Here is a 16,552-nt window from a genome sequence, read left to right as displayed (position 1 = left end):
TAGGCTAGGACACGCAGCTTTCTGCAATCTTTCCTTCGCCCCGCCCCGCCCGGCCACCAACGGTGATTCGCCAACGGTGATCCCGGCGGCCAGATAACCCGCGGACCGCACCCAGCGGCCCTGTAGAAATTGGAGTTCCACCATGGCAGCAAAATCCGTTCTCGATCAGGTCATCTCCCTCTCCAAGCGGAGGGGCTTCGTGTTCCAGGCCGGTGAGATCTACGGTGGTTCGCGTTCTGCCTGGGACTACGGGCCCCTCGGCGCCGAGCTGAAGGAAAACATCAAGCGCCAGTGGTGGCAGTCCATGGTCCGCGGCCGCGAGGACGTGGTGGGCCTGGACTCCTCTGTCATCCTGCCCCGCCAGGTATGGGAAGCCTCCGGCCACGTCGACGTGTTCTCCGACCCCCTGGTGGAGTGCCTGTCCTGCCACAAGCGCTACCGCGCGGACCACCTCGAGGAAGAATACGAGGAAAAGAAGGGCCGCCCCGCCGAGAACGGCCTGAAGGACATCGCCTGCGCCAACTGCGGCACCCGCGGCGAATGGACCGAGCCCCAGGAATTCTCCGGCCTGCTCAAGACCTTCCTCGGCCCCGTCGCCAGCGAGGAAGGCATGCACTACCTGCGCCCGGAAACGGCCCAGGGCATCTTTGTGAACTTCAGCAACGTGCTCACCACGTCCCGCAAGAAGCCGCCGTTCGGCATCGGCCAGATCGGCAAGTCCTTCCGCAACGAGATCACGCCCGGAAACTTCATCTTCCGCACCCGTGAATTCGAGCAGATGGAAATGGAGTTCTTCGTCGAGCCCGGCACGGACGAAGAGTGGCACCAGTACTGGATGAAGGAGCGCATGTCCTGGTACACGTCCCTGGGCATCCGTGAGGAGAACCTGCGCTTCTTCGAGCACCCGCTGGAGAAACTCAGCCACTACTCCAAGGGCACCACCGACATCGAATACCGCTTCGGCTTCCAGGGCTCGGAATGGGGCGAGCTCGAAGGCATCGCCAACCGCACCGACTTTGACCTTTCCACGCACTCCAAGGCGTCCGGCCAGGACCTGAGCTACTTCAACCAGGCCACCAATGAGCGCTACACCCCGTACGTGATCGAGCCGGCCGCCGGCCTGACCCGTTCCTTCATGGCGTTCCTGGTGGACGCCTACACCGAAGACGAGGCACCCAACGCCAAGGGCGGCGTCGACGTCCGCACCGTCCTGAAGCTGGACCCGCGCCTGGCCCCGGTCAAGGCCGCGGTGCTGCCGCTGAGCCGCAACGAGGACCTGTCGCCGAAGGCCAAGGACCTGGGTGCGCAGCTGCGCAAGAACTGGAACATCGACTTCGACGACGCCGGCGCGATCGGCCGCCGCTACCGCCGCCAGGACGAGATCGGCACCCCGTTCTGCATCACCGTGGACTTCGACACCCTCGAGGACCACGCCGTGACCATCCGCGAGCGGGACACCATGACCCAGGAACGCGTGTCCCTGGACAAGGTGGAAGGCTACCTGGCCGCCCGCCTGATCGGCGCCTGAGCATGGCCATCGAGTACCGCGAATGGCGCGAAGGCGACGACCTGGCGCTGCTGGAGATCTGGGGCGACCCGGAGACGTTCCAGGCCGGCCAGTTCCGCGGCGCCCTGACCGTCTCCTCAGCCGGTGCTGACGGAACCCCGTGGCGCCGCACCATCGTGGCCGAGGACGTCGTTGACGGCGTCGGCATTCCGGTGGCAGCGGGCGTGGTGTACGAGGCGTCGCTGCACCCCGAGCGGCTGTGGGCCTACATCGAAGTGGCACGGGACCACCGGCGCGCCGGCATCGGTGCCACGCTCCTGACCATGCTCCGCCGCGAGGCCGACCAGGCGCCGTCGGGCGTCTCCAAGCTCCGCGCGAAGGTCCAGCCCGGCAGCCCCGGGGCTGCGTTCGCCGAGGAGTTCGGCCTGTCGGCCATCCAGCGTTCCCGGCTGGTGGTGGTGGAGCCCGGTGCCCTGAAGCTGCCGGTCTTCCCGGCCAAGGACAACGGCGGCCGCCCGGCCAATGACGAGAACGCCGGGTCCGATGTGGTCATGGACCTCGCCACCGGGTCCGTTGAGCTGACCGACGTGGTGGGGCGGTACTACACCTCCATCCACGGCTGGGACTCACCGGGCGTGCTGTCCATGGGGCAGGTGCAGAAGCTCTTCCTTGACGACCTCACCGGCGCCCACGGTGCGATTGTGCTGCGGGCCGAGCCGGAGTCCGCCTTCGGCTCGGGCGTTGCGCCCAGCAAGAAGGGCAGGATCCGCGCCTTCGCAGTGAGCTACGCCGAGGCCTTCCAGGATCCGCTGGCCCCGGAAGGCTCCGCACCGGGTTCGGCTGCCACGGATGTTTTTGTTGGCCACGATCCTGCGCTGGACACCGCCGATGCCGCCGAAGCGGTCCGCGACCTGCTCTCACTCCTCGCGTACCAGCACCCGGTCATGCTGGAACTGGACGACTCCATGACAGCGCTGCGTGCCGCCGTCGAGCCCCTGCTGGACAGCGGCAAGGCGCGGCAGGCGGGCGCGGAAACGCTGATCGTCTCGGACTGACCGTTCCGACCCCAACTAGGTAGCGCTATCTGTCGTTTTGAACCCTCAAAACGACAGATAGCGCTACCTAGTTGGGAAATCACCGTCGCTTGGGCGGCCAGGGGATGAACCCGCTCGTGGATTCCACGTACTCGCGGTAGCCGGGCCGGCCGGACATGGCCTTCTCCGTCAGCGGCTTGCCCGTCTTCCCGGCCAGCGTCCACACCATCAGTGCCGGTGACAGCAGCGTCAGGACACCCGGCCAGGACTCCGCGGTGATCAGGAACAGCCCGGTCCAGACGGCGGCATCGCCGAAGTAGTTCGGATGCCGTGTGTAGCGCCAGAGGCCCGTGTTGAGCACGGTGCCGCGGCGCGACGGATCCTTCTTGAACCGGGCCAGCTGCCAGTCGCCCACGGTCTCAAAAATGAACCCGGTCAGCCACAGCAGGACGCCGAGGACGGCCAGCCATCCGACCGGTCCGGTGGAGAACATGCCCACCTGGACCGTGAGGGAGACAAAGAACATGACCACGCCCTGCGGCAGGTATACCCGGCGGAGGGCGTAGACGTTGCGTGAACCCTGCGCCGGGCCCAGCATCTCCTTATAGCGGGGGTCCTCGTGCCCGTCGCGGGCGCGCCAGCCGATATGCGCGCCGAGGCGGAGTCCCCACATGGCTGCCAGCACCAGCAGGAGCAGCCGCCGCAGGTCATCGCCGGAGCCCGCTGACAGGAACCAGGACACGGCGGCGACAGCCACAAAACCCGGCCCCCAGGCAACGTCCATAACGGAGTGCCGGTCCTGCCGGACGGCCACGGCGAACGTCACGGCCAGGACCAGGACAACGGCCAACGCCGTCCAGGGCAGTGAAGCCACAAATTCCGGCCACGGAAACGGACTCACAGGGTGACCTGGACGGATGTCGCGGGCAACAGTTCATCCAGGGCACGCGAGGAGGCGGGACCAGCCCCGGTTGCTTCACCGAAGGCCTTCATGATGAATCCCGTAGCCAGGGCATGCCACAGGCGGACCCTGCGGAACATAAAATGGCCGGCACCCTTCAGTGTCACGTATTGCATGGAGGCGGCGCCGGTGGCGCGGCGGGCAAACTTGAGCGACTCGGAGGCGCTGGTCCAGCGGTCGGTGGTCCCGTGGACAATCAGTACTTTCTTCCCGGCGACCCGGGACGAGGGTGTTTCGGGGCTGAGCCAGGGCGCGAGGGCCACAACGGCTGCCACCTGTGGATCGTCGGCCGCGCACACCGCGGTCAGCCCTCCCATGGAATGTCCCAGCAGGAAGACCGGGACTCCCGGGTGCCGCTGCCTGATTTGCTCCAGGGCCCACCGGGCGTCCTGCAGCGGCGTCATGTCGTGGCCGTTCCAGCCCCGCACACTGTTGCGCAAGGACCACACCGCCAGGCCTTGGTCCCGCCCGGCGCGGTGCAGGTGTTTAGCAAACGGCACCATCCGGGCAGGGCTCAGGTGGTGGGCCTCCACAGGCTCGAAGCTGTGCGACTTGCCCCCGTGCAGCACAAGGGCCACACCCAGCGTGGGTCCGGACGGCTCCAGGACAGTCAGGACCGCTTTGCGCAAGGGCCGGTCAACGGCCCCGGTGGAGTGAGGTTTGCCGTGTTCATCAGTCTTGCGCTTGGTCACGCGGGGTTCCTCCCAGTTCCTGGTGGTCCATTTATCAACCCTATGGCGCCGGACGTAGAGTTCAAGGTATGAGGTTCAACTGCTGATGGGGTCCGGTCACTCCCACGTTTCACAAGGCCATTCGGAGCCGACGGCCCAGGCGATTGCCGCCCGCAGGAAAGCGAACTACATCCTCGCCGCCGTGCTGGTGCCGCTCACCCTGCTGACCCTTGCGGCGATGGCCATGCTGTGGCCGTCCGGGAGCAAGGAAGGCATCTCCCTGGCCAACCCTTACTCGGCAGCGCCCGGGGTGACCTTCGACACCGGCAAGATCCAGGGCGTGGTGGTGGAAAGCTGCATGCAGGGCACCGCGGCGCCAGACGCGAATTCCGGCCAGCAGGCTTCCGGCGGTGAGGGCTCGGACTGCACGTTCGCCTTCACCGAGCCGGACAAAGGCGGGAGCCCCGTCAAAGTGGTGATCAACCCGGACATCGCGAAGTCCCACGGTGTGAAGCCGGGGGACCAGATCAGGTACCTTAACCTCTCCAACGCCCAGGGTGCGTCGGCGGGGCAGGGTTCCCCGGCCTACATTTTTGTGGACTTTGTCCGGACGCTGCCCATTGTGCTGCTGGCCCTGCTTTACGCGGTGGTGGTGATCGCGGTCGCCCGCTGGCGGGGACTCCGGGCCCTGATCGGACTGGTGGGAGCGTACTTTGTGCTGGTCAGCTTTATGCTGCCGGGACTGGTGGAGGGCAAGCCGCCGCTGCTGCTGGCTTTGGTGGGTTCCACGGTGATCATGATCGGGGTCCTGTACTTCGCCCACGGCTTCTCAGCGAGGACGTCGACGGCGTTGCTGGGCACCATGTTCGGCCTCGCCATCACGGCGCTCCTGGCAGCGTGGGCCACCGACGCGGCAAACCTCGCCGGCGTGGGCAACCACGACGCCGCCACGCTGGTGAACACCTCGGCCAACATTTCCATCTCCGGGGTGATCCTGTGCGGCCTGATCATCTCGGGCCTGGGTGTCCTTAATGACGTCACCATCACGCAGTCATCTGCAGTCTGGGAACTGTACGAACTTGCCCCTGCCACCAGTGCCCGCAAGCTTTTCACCTCGGCCATGAGGATCGGACGCGACCACATCGCCTCCACCGTCTACACCATCGCCTTCGCCTACGCGGGGGCGGCCCTGCCCATCCTGATCATCGTGATGCTCTATGACCGTCCGCTGGGGGATACCCTCACCAGCGCGGAACTCTCCGAGGAAGTCATCCGGACGCTGGTGGGTTCCATCGGGCTGGTCCTCGCCATCCCGGTGACCACCCTCATCGCGGTACTGGTGGTCAAGGCAACCGGTATCCGGACCGCCGGGCTCCCGTCGGGTCCCGCGGCAGGGGACCACGGCGAAACCCACGAGCACCGCACTGTCAGCCCGGACGACGTGGACGACACCGGCGCGCTCGCCGCCGCTGCGGCGGTGGCTGCAGAAACGCAGGCAGAAACGCAGGCAGAAACGCAGCCAGAAACGCAGGCAGAAACACGGCGGGGACGCCGGGCGGACCGCGGCTGACTGGCCGCGGTCCCGCCGTCGAGCGCCCCAGGGAAGCATCCCTGCCAAGGGTGCCGCCACGATTTGCCCGGCTTTGCGACAATGGACAGGTGACTGTTACAGCAACGCCTCCCGCCCCCAAGCTGGAACTCCCGCCCCTGAAGCTGGGCCCCATCACGGTAGACACCCCCGTGATCCTGGCTCCCATGGCGGGCATCACCAACTCCGCCTTCCGCAGGCTCTGCCGTGAATACGGCGGCGGCATGTACGTGGCGGAGATGGTCACCTCCCGCGCCCTCGTGGAACGCACTCCCGAATCCCTGCGCATCATCTCCCACGACGACGACGAGAAGGTCCGCTCCGTACAGCTCTACGGCGTCGACCCGGTGACCGTGGGCGCCGCAGTGCGGATGCTGGTGGAGGAAGACCGGGCGGACCACATCGACCTGAACTTCGGCTGCCCCGTTCCCAAGGTGACCCGGCGCGGCGGCGGCTCCGCCCTGCCCTGGAAAATCGACCTCTTCACCTCGATCGTCCAGACCGCCGTCAAGGAGGCGTCCAAGGGCAACGTCCCGCTGACCATCAAGATGCGCAAGGGCATCGACGAGGACCACCTGACCTACCTCGACGCCGGCCGGATCGCGCGCGATGCCGGCGTCGCCGCCGTCGCACTCCACGGCCGCACGGCCGCGCAGTTCTATTCGGGCCAGGCTGACTGGACGGCGATCGCCCGGCTGCGCGAAGCCCTGCCGGACATTCCCGTCCTGGGCAATGGCGATATCTGGTCCGCAGAGGACGCCGTGCGAATGGTCCGGGAAACCGGCGTCGACGGCGTGGTGGTGGGCCGCGGCTGCCAGGGGCGGCCCTGGCTTTTCGGGGACCTGCAGGCCGCGTTCGAAGGCAGCGACACCAGGCACAAGCCGAGCCTGCGGCAGGTGGCGGAAGGGGTCTACCGCCACGCGGAACTGATGGTGGAAACCTTCGGCGACGAGGGCAAGGCGCTGCGCGAGATCCGCAAACACATGGCGTGGTACTTCAAGGGCTACGTGGTGGGCGGGGAGCTGCGCACCCGGCTGGCCCTGGTCACCAGCCTGGAGGTGCTGCGCGAAACACTGGCCGAGCTGGACGAGGACTCGCCGTACCCCGGCGTGGACGCTGAAGGCCCCCGCGGCCGTGCAGGATCGCCGAAAAAGCCGGCGCTGCCCAAGGACTGGCTTGACTCCCGCGCCCTCAACGATGCGCAGTCCCGGGACATCGCCGCCGCGGAGCTGGATGTTTCCGGTGGCTGAAACCCGCACCACCGCACCGGTCCTGCCCGGCTACGATGCCCACGATTCCGCCCGGTGGGTGGAGGAGCCGCCCAAAACCACGTACCGCTCGGACTTCGAGCGGGACCGCGCCCGGGTGCTGCACTCGTCGGCGCTGCGGCGGCTGGGCGCCAAGACCCAGGTGGTGGCCCCTGACACGGACGACTTCGTCAGGACCCGCCTGACCCACAGCCTGGAAGTCGCGCAGGTTGGCCGTGAACTTGGCCGTGCCCTCGGCTGCGACCCGGACGTGGTGGACACGGCCTGCCTCAGCCATGACCTCGGCCACCCGCCCTTTGGCCACAACGGCGAGTCCGCCCTCAATGAGGTGGCACACGCCATCGGCGGCTTCGAAGGCAATGCCCAGACCCTCCGCCTGCTCACCCGGCTGGAGCCCAAGGTCCTGGCCCCGGACGGCCGCCCGGCCGGCCTGAACCTCACCCGGGCCAGCCTGGACGCGGCCGCGAAGTATCCCTGGTCCGCCCTGGAGGCACCGGTGATCCACGGCCAGCGCACCAGCAAGTTCGGCGCCTACGAGGACGACCTCCCCATCTTCAACTGGCTCCGGGAGGGCGCGCCGGTGCGCCGGTCCTGCCTGGAAGCCCAGGTCATGGACCTCGCCGACGACATTTCCTACTCCGTGCACGACGTCGAGGACGCGATCGTGGCCGGGCACTTCCAGCTCCGCTGGATGGACAACCCGGACCACCGGGCCCGCGTGGTGGGCTACGCCAAACAGTGGTACCTCCCGCACAACGATCCCGCCGCCATTGATGCTGCCCTGGCCCGGCTGGAAGCCACGGACGTCTGGGTGCGCGAGGCCGACGGCAGCCGCAAATCCATGGCTGCGCTGAAGAACATGACCAGCCAGCTGATCGGCCGGTTCTGCCAAAGCGCCCTGGAGACCACCCGTGCCCTCTACGGCCCCGAGAACCTCACCCGGTACAACGCCGAGCTGATGGTGCCGGACGAAACGGTGATGGAGATCGCGGTGATGAAGGGCCTGGCCACCACGTTCGTGATGACCACCGAACACCGCCAGCCGATCTACGAGCGGCAGCGCGAGGTGCTGCACTCCCTGGTCACCGCGCTGAGCGCCACCGGCGACCGCCACCTCGAACCCATGTTCGCGGCGGACTGGCGGGACGCGGCCGACGACGGCGCACGGCTTCGGGTGGTCATCGACCAGGTGGCGTCGCTGACGGACGGCTCGGCGCTGGCCATGTACGAACGGCTCGTGGGGAGCCTGCCGTCGCTGTGGTGACGGACGCCTCACGGCGGACCGGCTTGTCCGGCCCCGGGACTAGGATGGCTTTGTGGCTGGCCTGATCAAACGTGAAGATATCGACGAAGTACGCCAGCGCACGGACATCAAGGAAGTGGTTGACGGCTACGTCACGCTCAAAGGTGCCGGGCTGGGAACCTACAAGGGCCTGTGCCCGTTCCACGACGAGCGCTCGCCGTCGTTCACCGTCCGCCCCCAGGTGGGCAGGTACCACTGCTTCGGCTGCGGCGAGGACGGCGACGTCATCGCCTTTGTCCAGAAACAGGACCACACCTCCTTCCACGAGGCCGTGGAGAAGCTGGCTGCCCGCATCGGCTACGAGCTGCGCTATGAAGACGGCGGCACCGGGCCCAACCGCGAAGAAGTGGGCAAGCGGCAGCGGCTCCTGGACGCGCACAAGATCGCCGACGAATTCTTCCGCGCCCAGCTGCTGACCCCCGGGGCTGCGGAGGGCCGGAACTTCCTGCACGGCCGCGGCTTTGACCGCGCCGCCGCGGAACAGTTCGGCGTCGGCTATGCACCGCAGGGCTGGGACGCGCTCCTCAAGCACCTCCGCGGACGCGGCTTCACGGACCAGGAACTCAAACTGACCGGAATGTTTTCCGAAGGCAACCGGGGCATCTACGACCGCTTCCGTGGCCGGCTGATCTGGCCCATCCGCGACATCGCCGGGGACACCATCGGCTTCGGTGCGCGCAAGCTCTACGAGGACGACCAGGGCCCCAAGTACCTCAACACCCCCGAGACCGCGCTCTACAAAAAGTCCCAGGTGCTCTACGGGATCGACCTCGCCAAACGGAGCATCGCCAAGGACCGCCAGCTGGTGGTGGTGGAAGGCTACACGGACGTGATGGCCTGCCATCTTGCGGGAATTCCGACGGCGGTAGCCACCTGCGGCACCGCGTTCGGCACCGAGCACATCAAGATCGCCCGCCGCCTGCTCTCCGACGACGGCACCGGGGGAGAGGTCATCTTCACCTTCGACGGCGACGCCGCCGGGCAGAAGGCGGCCCTGCGGGCCTTCGAAGAGGACCAGCGCTTCACCGCGCAGACGTACGTGGCAGTGGAGCCCACCGGCGCCGACCCCTGCGACCTGCGGCAAACCAAGGGGGACGCCGCAGTCCGCGACCTCATCAGCACCCGCCGGCCGCTGTTCGAATTTGCCATCCGCGCCACCCTGAAGCGGCACAACCTGGACACCGTGGAAGGCAGGGTGGCCGCGCTGCGGGAGTCCGCTCCCGTGGTGGGCCAGATCCGCGACGCCGCCATCAGGCCCGAGTACGCCCGAGAACTGGCGGGCTGGCTCGGCATGTCCGTGGAGGAAGTCAGCAGGGCCGTGGCGGTCGCGATGAAACGGGCCGCCTCGGGCCCGCCGGGCGCTCCGGGTGCCACTGCCCCGGGTGGTGCCCACACCTCCGCGCCCACGCCGCAGGCGGGCGGACCCGGCGTCGCTGCAGGGCCGGCGTCGGGAGCTGTCCCTTCCTACCACCGGCCCGACCCCCGCGACCCCGTGGCGTCCATGGAGCGGCAGGCGATCGAGGTGGCGCTGCAGGAGCCTTCGCTCCTGGGCGGCGGCATCTGGGAGCGTTTCTCGGCTGCGAGATTTGTCACACCGGCCTTCCAGGCCGTTCATGATGCCATGCGCGCCTCCGGACCGGGGCTCATCGGAGACCCCGTGCGCTGGGTGGAGCAGGTCATGAACGAGGTGCCGGAACCACTCCGGCCGCTGGTGTCCGAACTTGCTGTGGTGCCCCTGCCCGCGAGCACCGAGGAAGCGGTCCAGAAGTACTGCAAGGACATCCTTTCAAGGCTGTTCGAGCTGCAGATCACCCGGGTGAAGGCGGACAAAATGGGCCAGCTGCAGCGGCTGGATCCGGCGGCAGACCCGGAGGATTTCCAGCGGCTCAACAGGGAACTGATGATGCTGGAAATGGAGCGCCGGGCACTGCGATCGGACGCGTAGGTCGGGCCGATTTCACTTCCCCGCGGGGTCTTTGCTAGGCTAGTACCCGCTTCATTCCTCCTTAGCTCAATTGGCAGAGCATTCGACTGTTAATCGAAGGGTTGCTGGTTCAAGTCCAGCAGGAGGAGCGCACAGTCCCCGTTCCGGGCCTCCGGAACGGGGACTTTTTTATACCCGGGGAGGGTATTTATTCGCCGTCGTGGCGCCGATTTCCCATAGCCCTGAAACGTTTGCTAATGTCATACCTGCTTCATTCCTCCTTAGCTCAATTGGCAGAGCATTCGACTGTTAATCGAAGGGTTGCTGGTTCAAGTCCAGCAGGAGGAGCAAACACCAAAAGTCCCCGTCCTCTTTCGTGAGGGCGGGGACTTTTGATTTCAGACGAAGTCCATCTCCACCTGCAGGAAGCGCTCTGCCTCGGAGATGGCCGCCTGGAAGGCTTCCTGCTCGGTGGGGGACTTGCGCGGCTCCCGCGGGTGCCATTCGTGCGGGGCGGAGTACACGCGCGTGAAGCCGGAGTCCGGTGGCGCGTAGAAGATGCCGAAGCGCTGCACCGGCCATTCGGCGGAGGTCTCTGGCGCTACGAGCAGTGCCGCGTTGAAGGCGGGGTTGTACCACTGCGCGATGGGCCGGCGGCGGTCCTCGGTGAAGAGACCCGCGGCGTACAGGGCCGCCGACTGCTCACCTGTTTGGGCACACAGCCGATCCCACCACAGGGGCAATATGCCGGTGTCGCACCGTTGCCACGTGGCCGGGAGTGGCGGTGGGGCCTGCCAGCTGTGCACGGAAACATTTTATCGCGGGAACCGCCCCGGGCGGCAGGGGGCGGAACGGACGGAGGGCCCTCGGATTTGCACGCACCGTGCTGCCGCCGCAGGCTGGTCAGCGGCGGTTCCAGGGGCCCGGATTGAGGCGGTAGAGCAGGGCTGAGCCGGCCAGTGAGCCAAGGATGATGCCGATCGCAGGGTTGCCCAGCGCCCGGCCGGCAAAGTAGCCCACGACGGCGCCCAGCACCGCGCCGAGGAACAGTCCCCGCCCGTTGCGGTGCGGCTTGCGTGTCATCGTCCCACCCTACTGCCGCAGGTAGCGGCCCCAGGCCCGTTGCACGCGGTCAGTGGATCGAAGGGACGGTGCGGGGCCGGACCACCAGCCACAGCGCCGCAATGCCCATCAGGATGCATGCGGCCTGCACGGCACCCATGGGTGTGGCGGTCTCGATGCCCAGCCAACCCACCACCGGAGAGATCAGCCCGGCCATCATGAACGTGGCTGCGCCCAGGAGAGAAGCTGCCGTACCCGCCTTGTCGCCATGGCTGGCCAGGGCCAGGACCTGCACACAGGGAAAGGTGAAGCCAGTACCCAGGATGTAGAACCAGAGCGGCACCATGACTCCCCACAGGCCAAATCCCAGCTGGTCGAAGAGAACAATCAGCAGCGACATCAGGAACATCCAGGCCGTGGAGCACGCCAGGATCCACTGCGGCGGTACGCGCCTGATGAGCCGGGAGCTGGTCTGGACACCGGCGACGATGCCCAGGGAGTTGATGCCGAAGAGGAGGCCGTACTGCTGGGGGGAGAACCCAAAGACGTCCTGGAACAGGAACGGCGAAGCGGAGAGATACGTAAAGAGCCCGGCAAAGTTCATGCCGCCCACCAGCAGGAGCCCTACGAAGATCCTGTCGGTGAAGAGGACCTTGTAGCGCTGGCCGGCCGTCAGCCCGGACTGGCCGCGCTTTTCCGGCGGGAGCGTCTCACGGACCAGGAAAAGGGCTGCGATGATCACCAAGGTGCCGTAGGAGGCGAGGAACACAAAAATCCCGGGCCAGGGCATGACCAGCAGCAGCTGGGAGCCGATGACCGGCGCCAGGATGGGGGCGAGTCCGTTGACGAGCGCCATCCGGGAGAACATCCGCACCATCGCATATCCGGAAAAGAGGTCCCTGACCATGGCCATGGCAACCACGCCGCCGCCCGCGGCGCCGACGCCCATCAGCACGCGGAACAAGCCCAGCGTTGCGATGTCGGTGGAGAGTGCTGCACCTACAGACGCTGCGATGTGCACGGCCGTGGCAAGAATCAGCGGCAGCCGCCGTCCGAACTTGTCGCTGAAGGGCCCCACCACCAGCTGGCCCAGGGCGAAGCCAACTGTTGTCCCGGCCAGCGTCAGCTGGACCTGCGCCTCGGTGACTCCCAGGCTGGCCTCGAGGGCGGGGAAGGCCGGCAGGTACAGGTCGATGGTGAACGGTCCCAAAGCGGTAAGCGCGCCGAGCAGGAGGATGTACAGGAGTTTCCGGCGGCGGGTCAGCAGATCGCCCGGATTGGCGGTTATGGTCACGGAGATCAATCCTAGGCCCGATGCATCCAACATTTACAGCGTTGGAGGGCACGCCGCTCCGCATGGCCCGAAGTTCGTCCTGAACCTGAATGATAGTTTTGTGGGCGGGGACTGTGCAGCTGCACTCTCCCGCAGTACACGGAAGCCGAATCGACCATGCAACCAGTTAGGCGGAACCGATGAGCGGACGTCACAGCGGGCGGACCAGCCAGGGCCTGCGCATCACTGCGCTCCCCAGAACCCTCAAACTCCTTTTCCGGTTGGCCCCCCGCCAGATCAATGACGAAATCGCCCTGGCCAAGGTTGAGATCAAGCGCAAGGGCATCCAGCTCGGAGTCGCTGCCGCATTCTTCGCCGTCGCACTGGTTTTTGTGGCGTTCCTGGTCGTCGGGCTCATCGTGGCCGCGATCATGGGACTTGCCACCATCATGCCGGCGTGGCTGGCCGCTTTGCTGGTCAGCGCCGCGTTCCTGCTGATCGCCGCGGTGGGTGGCCTGGTGGGAGTACAGAAGTTCAAGAAGGCCATGCCGCTGGTTCCGGAGGAGACCATCCGGGGGATCAAGCACGACCTCGGCATCGTCAAGGAAGGTTCGGACTTCAACCCGGCCTTCCTCGATCCGTCCAGCCCCGAAGCGAAGGCCGCCAAGGCCGCCAAGGCAGAAGCTGCTGCGAAGGCCAAAGTGGAGAAGGAAGCCAAGGCCGAGGAGCACAACAAGGAATTCCCGCACGCGTCCGAACCCGAGCTGCACCGCCGCCTCGACCAGCGCCGGCGCCACCTCACGGAGGTCCGCGACGAACTGGACACCGAACTCGACATCAAGCCCCAGGTCCGGTTCCTTGCAGGTGCCGCGCAGGAGAAGCTGCGGGAAGGCCAGGCGCTGCTGAACCATAGCCGGGAGGTCGCAGCGGAGAAGATTTCCGGCCTGTCAGGGGAACCGGGCGGGGCGGCCCTTCGTTGGAAGCCCTTGGCCGCTTTTGCAGGCGCGGCGGCCGTTTTTGTGGTGCTGCTGCGCAAGCTGCTGAAGAACCCGTAGCTCCACACGCCATGCTGCACACCATGCTTTGAGGAAAGGGGGACGGGATGAAGTTCATTGGTGCTGGCTCCCGTCCGGGCCGCCCCCAGGTTGACCACGACCTCGTCTTCACGGTCCCCAATGCCCTCACCGTGCTGCGGTTTATGGGCGTCCCACTGTTCATCTGGCTGGTCCTGGCCCAGAAGGAGTACGGCTGGGCCGTCGTCGTCCTGGCCGTCATGGCCAGCACTGACTGGGTCGACGGCTACGTGGCCCGCCGCTTCGACCAGGCGTCCAGGCTGGGCCGGGTGATGGACCCGATCGCAGACAGGCTCGCGCTGATCGCCGTCGCCGTCACCCTGGTGATCGCCGGAGTAGTGCACTGGCTCTACCTCGCCGCGCTGGTCATTCCCGACGCCGTCCTGCTCGTCCTGACACTTTCCTACTTCGGCGGACACCCTGACCTTCCGGTCAGCCGGGTCGGCAAAGTCCGCACCGGGCTGCTGCTCCTCGGCACGCCCATGCTGGTGCTGTCCCGGCTGGACGTCCCGCTGGCCGGGGCCCTGCACGTTGCGGCCTGGGTAGTGCTGGGACTCGGCCTGGCCGGGCACTGGATTGCCGCCTATAACTACTTCTGGGCCATTCTCCGGAAGGGCAGAATGCAGCCACCTCACGACGGCGGCACCGCCTGATGGTGTGGCTGGCGGTTCTGCTCGCGGTGCTCGGAGCATTTTTCCTGGCCATCGGTGCACAGAAGCAGGGCAGCGCCGTTAAAGCCGATACCGGCGGGCTGGCCCTCAGCTCCAACGGCTTCCTCAGGCTGCTGCGCAACCCACGCTGGGTGCTCGGGCTGCTCCTGCTCGGCGTGGGGATGGGAATGAACGCCGTGGCACTGGTATCCGCTCCGCTGACCGTGGTGCAGCCGATCGGCGCGATTGCACTCGTGATCACCACCGTGGTCAACGCCCGGGACCAGGACCTCACCATCAACAGGGCAACCTGGGTGGCCATCGCAGCGTGCGTCAGCGGGTCGGCGCTGTTTGTCCTCCTCGCAGTCAACGTGACGCAGGAGAACCACCATGTCAGCCACGACGATGAGCTCACGATTGTGCTGCTGCTGGCTCTCGCAGTGGGCATTTTCGGCACGTTGGCCGCCATGTTCCGGCACCGGATGAGCGCCTTCGTCTACATCCTGGGTGCCGGCGTCCTGTTCGGCTTCGTGGCCGTCCTGACGAGGATCATCGGCAAGCACCTGCTGGATCCCAACGGGCTGGTCCTGCTCAACGTGCAGTGGTACTCCGTGGTGGCCATCGCCGCAGCCGGCGGCCTGGGCTCCTGGTTCGTCCAGAGCGCCTACTCCGGCGGACCGCCGGATCTCGTCATCGCCGGCCTCACCGTCATCGACCCGATCGTGGGGATCGCCATTGGCATCGTCATTCTGGGCGAACTCCGCCCGGACGTCCACGCCGTGATGGCGATTGCCATGGGTACGGCTGCTTCCCTTGCTATCGTTGGGGTGATCGCCCTTTCCAGGCACCACCCCGAGGTCACCAAGCGCAAGAAGGATGCGCGGAAGGCCGCGGGCCGGGCGTCCCACTAGCCGATTTTCACTAAGAGGCCCGGCACTACCGTGCCAGCGGCCAAGCGGTGCTGTCAGCCTCAGCTGCCGGCACCGAGACCATCAGGAGCTCTCCACGTGACAACGCCCGCCGACCAGCCTCCCCTGACTGTCCTGATCGCCGCGGACACCTATCCGCCCCACATCAACGGTGCCGCCACGTTCGGTTACCGGCTGGCCAAGGGAATGACCGGGCGCGGCCATGACGTGCATGTCCTGGCGTGCCGCGCGGACAACGGAAAGAGCTTTACGGAGTTCCGGTCCGAGGCCACCGTGCACCGGCTCCGCTCGCACGGGGTTTTTACGCACGAATACTTCCGGATCTGCTTTCCCTGGGAGATCAAGAAGGAGATCAGCCTCCTGTTCGACCGGGTTAACCCCGACGTCGTGCACATCCAGAGCCACTACATGATTGGCGAACACGTCCTGTACGAAGCCGTCAAGCGTGGCATCAGGGTGGTGGCCACCAACCACTTCATGCCCGAAAACCTCAACCCCTTCCTGCCGTTCCCGCAGTGGTTCAAGGACATCATCGGAAAGATCTCCTGGAAGGACATGGGCAAGGTCATGGGCCAGGCCGACGTCGTCACCACCCCCACACCGCTGGCGGCCAAGGCGATGCACCAGCATGCCTTCCTCCGCAAGGTGCTGCCGCTTTCCAACGGCATCGATGCCTCGGCCTATGAGCTGCAGCCCGGGGAAGTCATCGAACGCCACACGCACCCCACGCTGCTGTTCGTGGGCCGGCTGGCCGAGGAGAAGCACGTTGACGTGCTGATTGATGCCGTGTCCAAGACGCCGGCGGAACTGAACGTCCACCTGGAAATTGTTGGCGGCGGCGAGGTGCGTGCCGCCCTGGAGGCGCAGGTGCAACGGCTGGGGCTGGGCGAGCGGGTGAAGTTCCTGGGCCTGGCCAGCGACGAAGACCTCCGTGAGGCGTACATCAAGGCTGACCTGTTCTGCATGCCCGGCACCGCCGAACTGCAGTCACTGGTCACCCTGGAGGCCATGTCGGCGTCCACACCGGTATTGCTTGCCGATGCCATGGCCTTGCCGCACCTGGTGCGGGACGGCGGGAACGGGTACCTTTTCACCCCGAACGACAGCAGCGACCTTGCGGCCAAGATCGCGCGCGTCCTCCAGCTTCCGGCAGAGGAGCTGGCTGAAATGGGCCGGGCCAGCCGCCGGATGGTGGAGCCGCACAGCATGCAGGGAACACTGCAGACTTTTGAGGACCTCTACCGCGGAGCAGGCTTCGAGGACAAGGTGGTCTGAAGGCATTCCGTGGTTTGCTAGAGTGTTTTTGCCC

Annotated in this window: 15 protein-coding genes and 2 tRNA genes; 12 read left to right on the top strand and 5 right to left on the bottom strand. The window is 66.6% G+C overall.

Annotation, left to right across the window (positions count from 1 at the left end; translation table 11 throughout):
- Positions 1-142 precede the first annotated feature (142 nt).
- Entirely contained in the window at positions 143-1,528 is a 1,386-nt protein-coding gene (locus tag EYS21_RS07310) for a glycine--tRNA ligase (protein WP_131132542.1), read from the top strand.
- A gap of 2 nt (positions 1,529-1,530) precedes the next feature.
- Positions 1,531-2,562, top strand: a complete 1,032-nt coding sequence (locus EYS21_RS07305) for a GNAT family N-acetyltransferase (RefSeq protein WP_131132541.1) — start codon at positions 1,531-1,533, stop codon at positions 2,560-2,562.
- Positions 2,563-2,641: 79 nt separating this feature from the next.
- Here the strand turns inward: EYS21_RS07305 and EYS21_RS07300 are convergent, their stop codons facing one another.
- Together EYS21_RS07300 and EYS21_RS07295 are read right to left on the bottom strand one after the other, a co-directional pair.
- On the bottom strand, positions 2,642-3,442 hold the full coding sequence (locus tag EYS21_RS07300; RefSeq protein WP_131132540.1) for a DUF1295 domain-containing protein: 801 nt from the start codon (positions 3,440-3,442) through the stop codon (positions 2,642-2,644).
- A complete protein-coding gene (locus EYS21_RS07295) occupies positions 3,439-4,194 on the bottom strand; it encodes an alpha/beta fold hydrolase (RefSeq protein WP_131132539.1) in 756 nt (251 codons plus the stop codon). The genes EYS21_RS07300 and EYS21_RS07295 overlap by 4 nt, the downstream gene beginning before the upstream one ends.
- Before the next feature lie 85 nt (positions 4,195-4,279).
- Here EYS21_RS07295 and EYS21_RS07290 point away from each other — a divergent pair, with 85 nt between their 5' ends.
- The 6 genes from EYS21_RS07290 (at position 4,280) to EYS21_RS07265 (ending at position 10,604) form a co-directional block, all read left to right on the top strand.
- The gene (locus tag EYS21_RS07290) at positions 4,280-5,743 is read left to right on the top strand and encodes a YibE/F family protein (protein WP_242633328.1); all 1,464 of its coding nucleotides are present in this window, start codon (positions 4,280-4,282) and stop codon (positions 5,741-5,743) included.
- 89 nt (positions 5,744-5,832) lie between these two features.
- Positions 5,833-7,011, top strand: a complete 1,179-nt coding sequence (gene dusB / locus EYS21_RS07285; protein ID WP_131132538.1) for a tRNA dihydrouridine synthase DusB — start codon at positions 5,833-5,835, stop codon at positions 7,009-7,011.
- A complete protein-coding gene (locus tag EYS21_RS07280; protein WP_207307723.1) occupies positions 6,995-8,293 on the top strand; it encodes a deoxyguanosinetriphosphate triphosphohydrolase in 1,299 nt (432 codons plus the stop codon). Before dusB ends, EYS21_RS07280 begins: the two co-directional genes overlap by 17 nt.
- A 52-nt stretch (positions 8,294-8,345) precedes the next feature.
- Entirely contained in the window at positions 8,346-10,277 is a 1,932-nt protein-coding gene (gene dnaG, locus EYS21_RS07275) for a DNA primase (RefSeq protein ID WP_131132536.1), read from the top strand.
- 55 nt (positions 10,278-10,332) lie between these two features.
- A tRNA-Asn gene (locus tag EYS21_RS07270) sits at positions 10,333-10,405 on the top strand.
- Positions 10,406-10,531: 126 nt separating this feature from the next.
- Positions 10,532-10,604: transfer RNA gene (locus EYS21_RS07265), tRNA-Asn, on the top strand.
- A gap of 50 nt (positions 10,605-10,654) precedes the next feature.
- Here the strand turns inward: EYS21_RS07265 and EYS21_RS07260 are convergent.
- From EYS21_RS07260 to EYS21_RS07250, 3 genes are all read right to left on the bottom strand, one after another.
- Positions 10,655-11,062 (bottom strand): hypothetical protein, encoded by a 408-nt coding sequence (locus EYS21_RS07260; RefSeq protein ID WP_131132535.1) that lies wholly within the window; start codon positions 11,060-11,062, stop codon positions 10,655-10,657.
- Between the two features lie 97 nt (positions 11,063-11,159).
- Positions 11,160-11,339 (bottom strand): hypothetical protein, encoded by a 180-nt coding sequence (locus tag EYS21_RS07255; protein WP_131132534.1) that lies wholly within the window; start codon positions 11,337-11,339, stop codon positions 11,160-11,162.
- Between the two features lie 49 nt (positions 11,340-11,388).
- Entirely contained in the window at positions 11,389-12,612 is a 1,224-nt protein-coding gene (locus EYS21_RS07250) for a multidrug effflux MFS transporter (protein WP_242633327.1), read from the bottom strand.
- A gap of 179 nt (positions 12,613-12,791) precedes the next feature.
- Between EYS21_RS07250 and EYS21_RS07245 the strand changes: the two genes are divergently transcribed.
- The 4 genes from EYS21_RS07245 (at position 12,792) to EYS21_RS07230 (ending at position 16,518) form a co-directional block, all read left to right on the top strand.
- The gene (locus EYS21_RS07245; RefSeq protein WP_131132532.1) at positions 12,792-13,646 is read left to right on the top strand and encodes a phage holin family protein; all 855 of its coding nucleotides are present in this window, start codon (positions 12,792-12,794) and stop codon (positions 13,644-13,646) included.
- Positions 13,647-13,693: 47 nt separating this feature from the next.
- Positions 13,694-14,317, top strand: a complete 624-nt coding sequence (locus EYS21_RS07240; protein WP_131132531.1) for a CDP-alcohol phosphatidyltransferase family protein — start codon at positions 13,694-13,696, stop codon at positions 14,315-14,317.
- Positions 14,317-15,225 carry a DMT family transporter gene (locus EYS21_RS07235; RefSeq protein ID WP_131132530.1) on the top strand — a complete coding sequence of 303 codons (909 nt, stop codon included), beginning with the start codon at positions 14,317-14,319 and terminating at the stop codon, positions 15,223-15,225. The genes EYS21_RS07240 and EYS21_RS07235 overlap by 1 nt, the downstream gene beginning before the upstream one ends.
- A gap of 96 nt (positions 15,226-15,321) precedes the next feature.
- On the top strand, positions 15,322-16,518 hold the full coding sequence (locus EYS21_RS07230; protein WP_131132529.1) for a glycosyltransferase: 1,197 nt from the start codon (positions 15,322-15,324) through the stop codon (positions 16,516-16,518).
- Positions 16,519-16,552: the final 34 nt, after the last annotated feature.

The sequence above is a fragment of the Arthrobacter sp. S39 genome (assembly GCF_004320525.1).
Taxonomy (GTDB): Bacteria; Actinomycetota; Actinomycetes; order Actinomycetales; family Micrococcaceae; genus Arthrobacter.
This window is presented reverse-complemented; position numbering and strand designations above follow the sequence as displayed.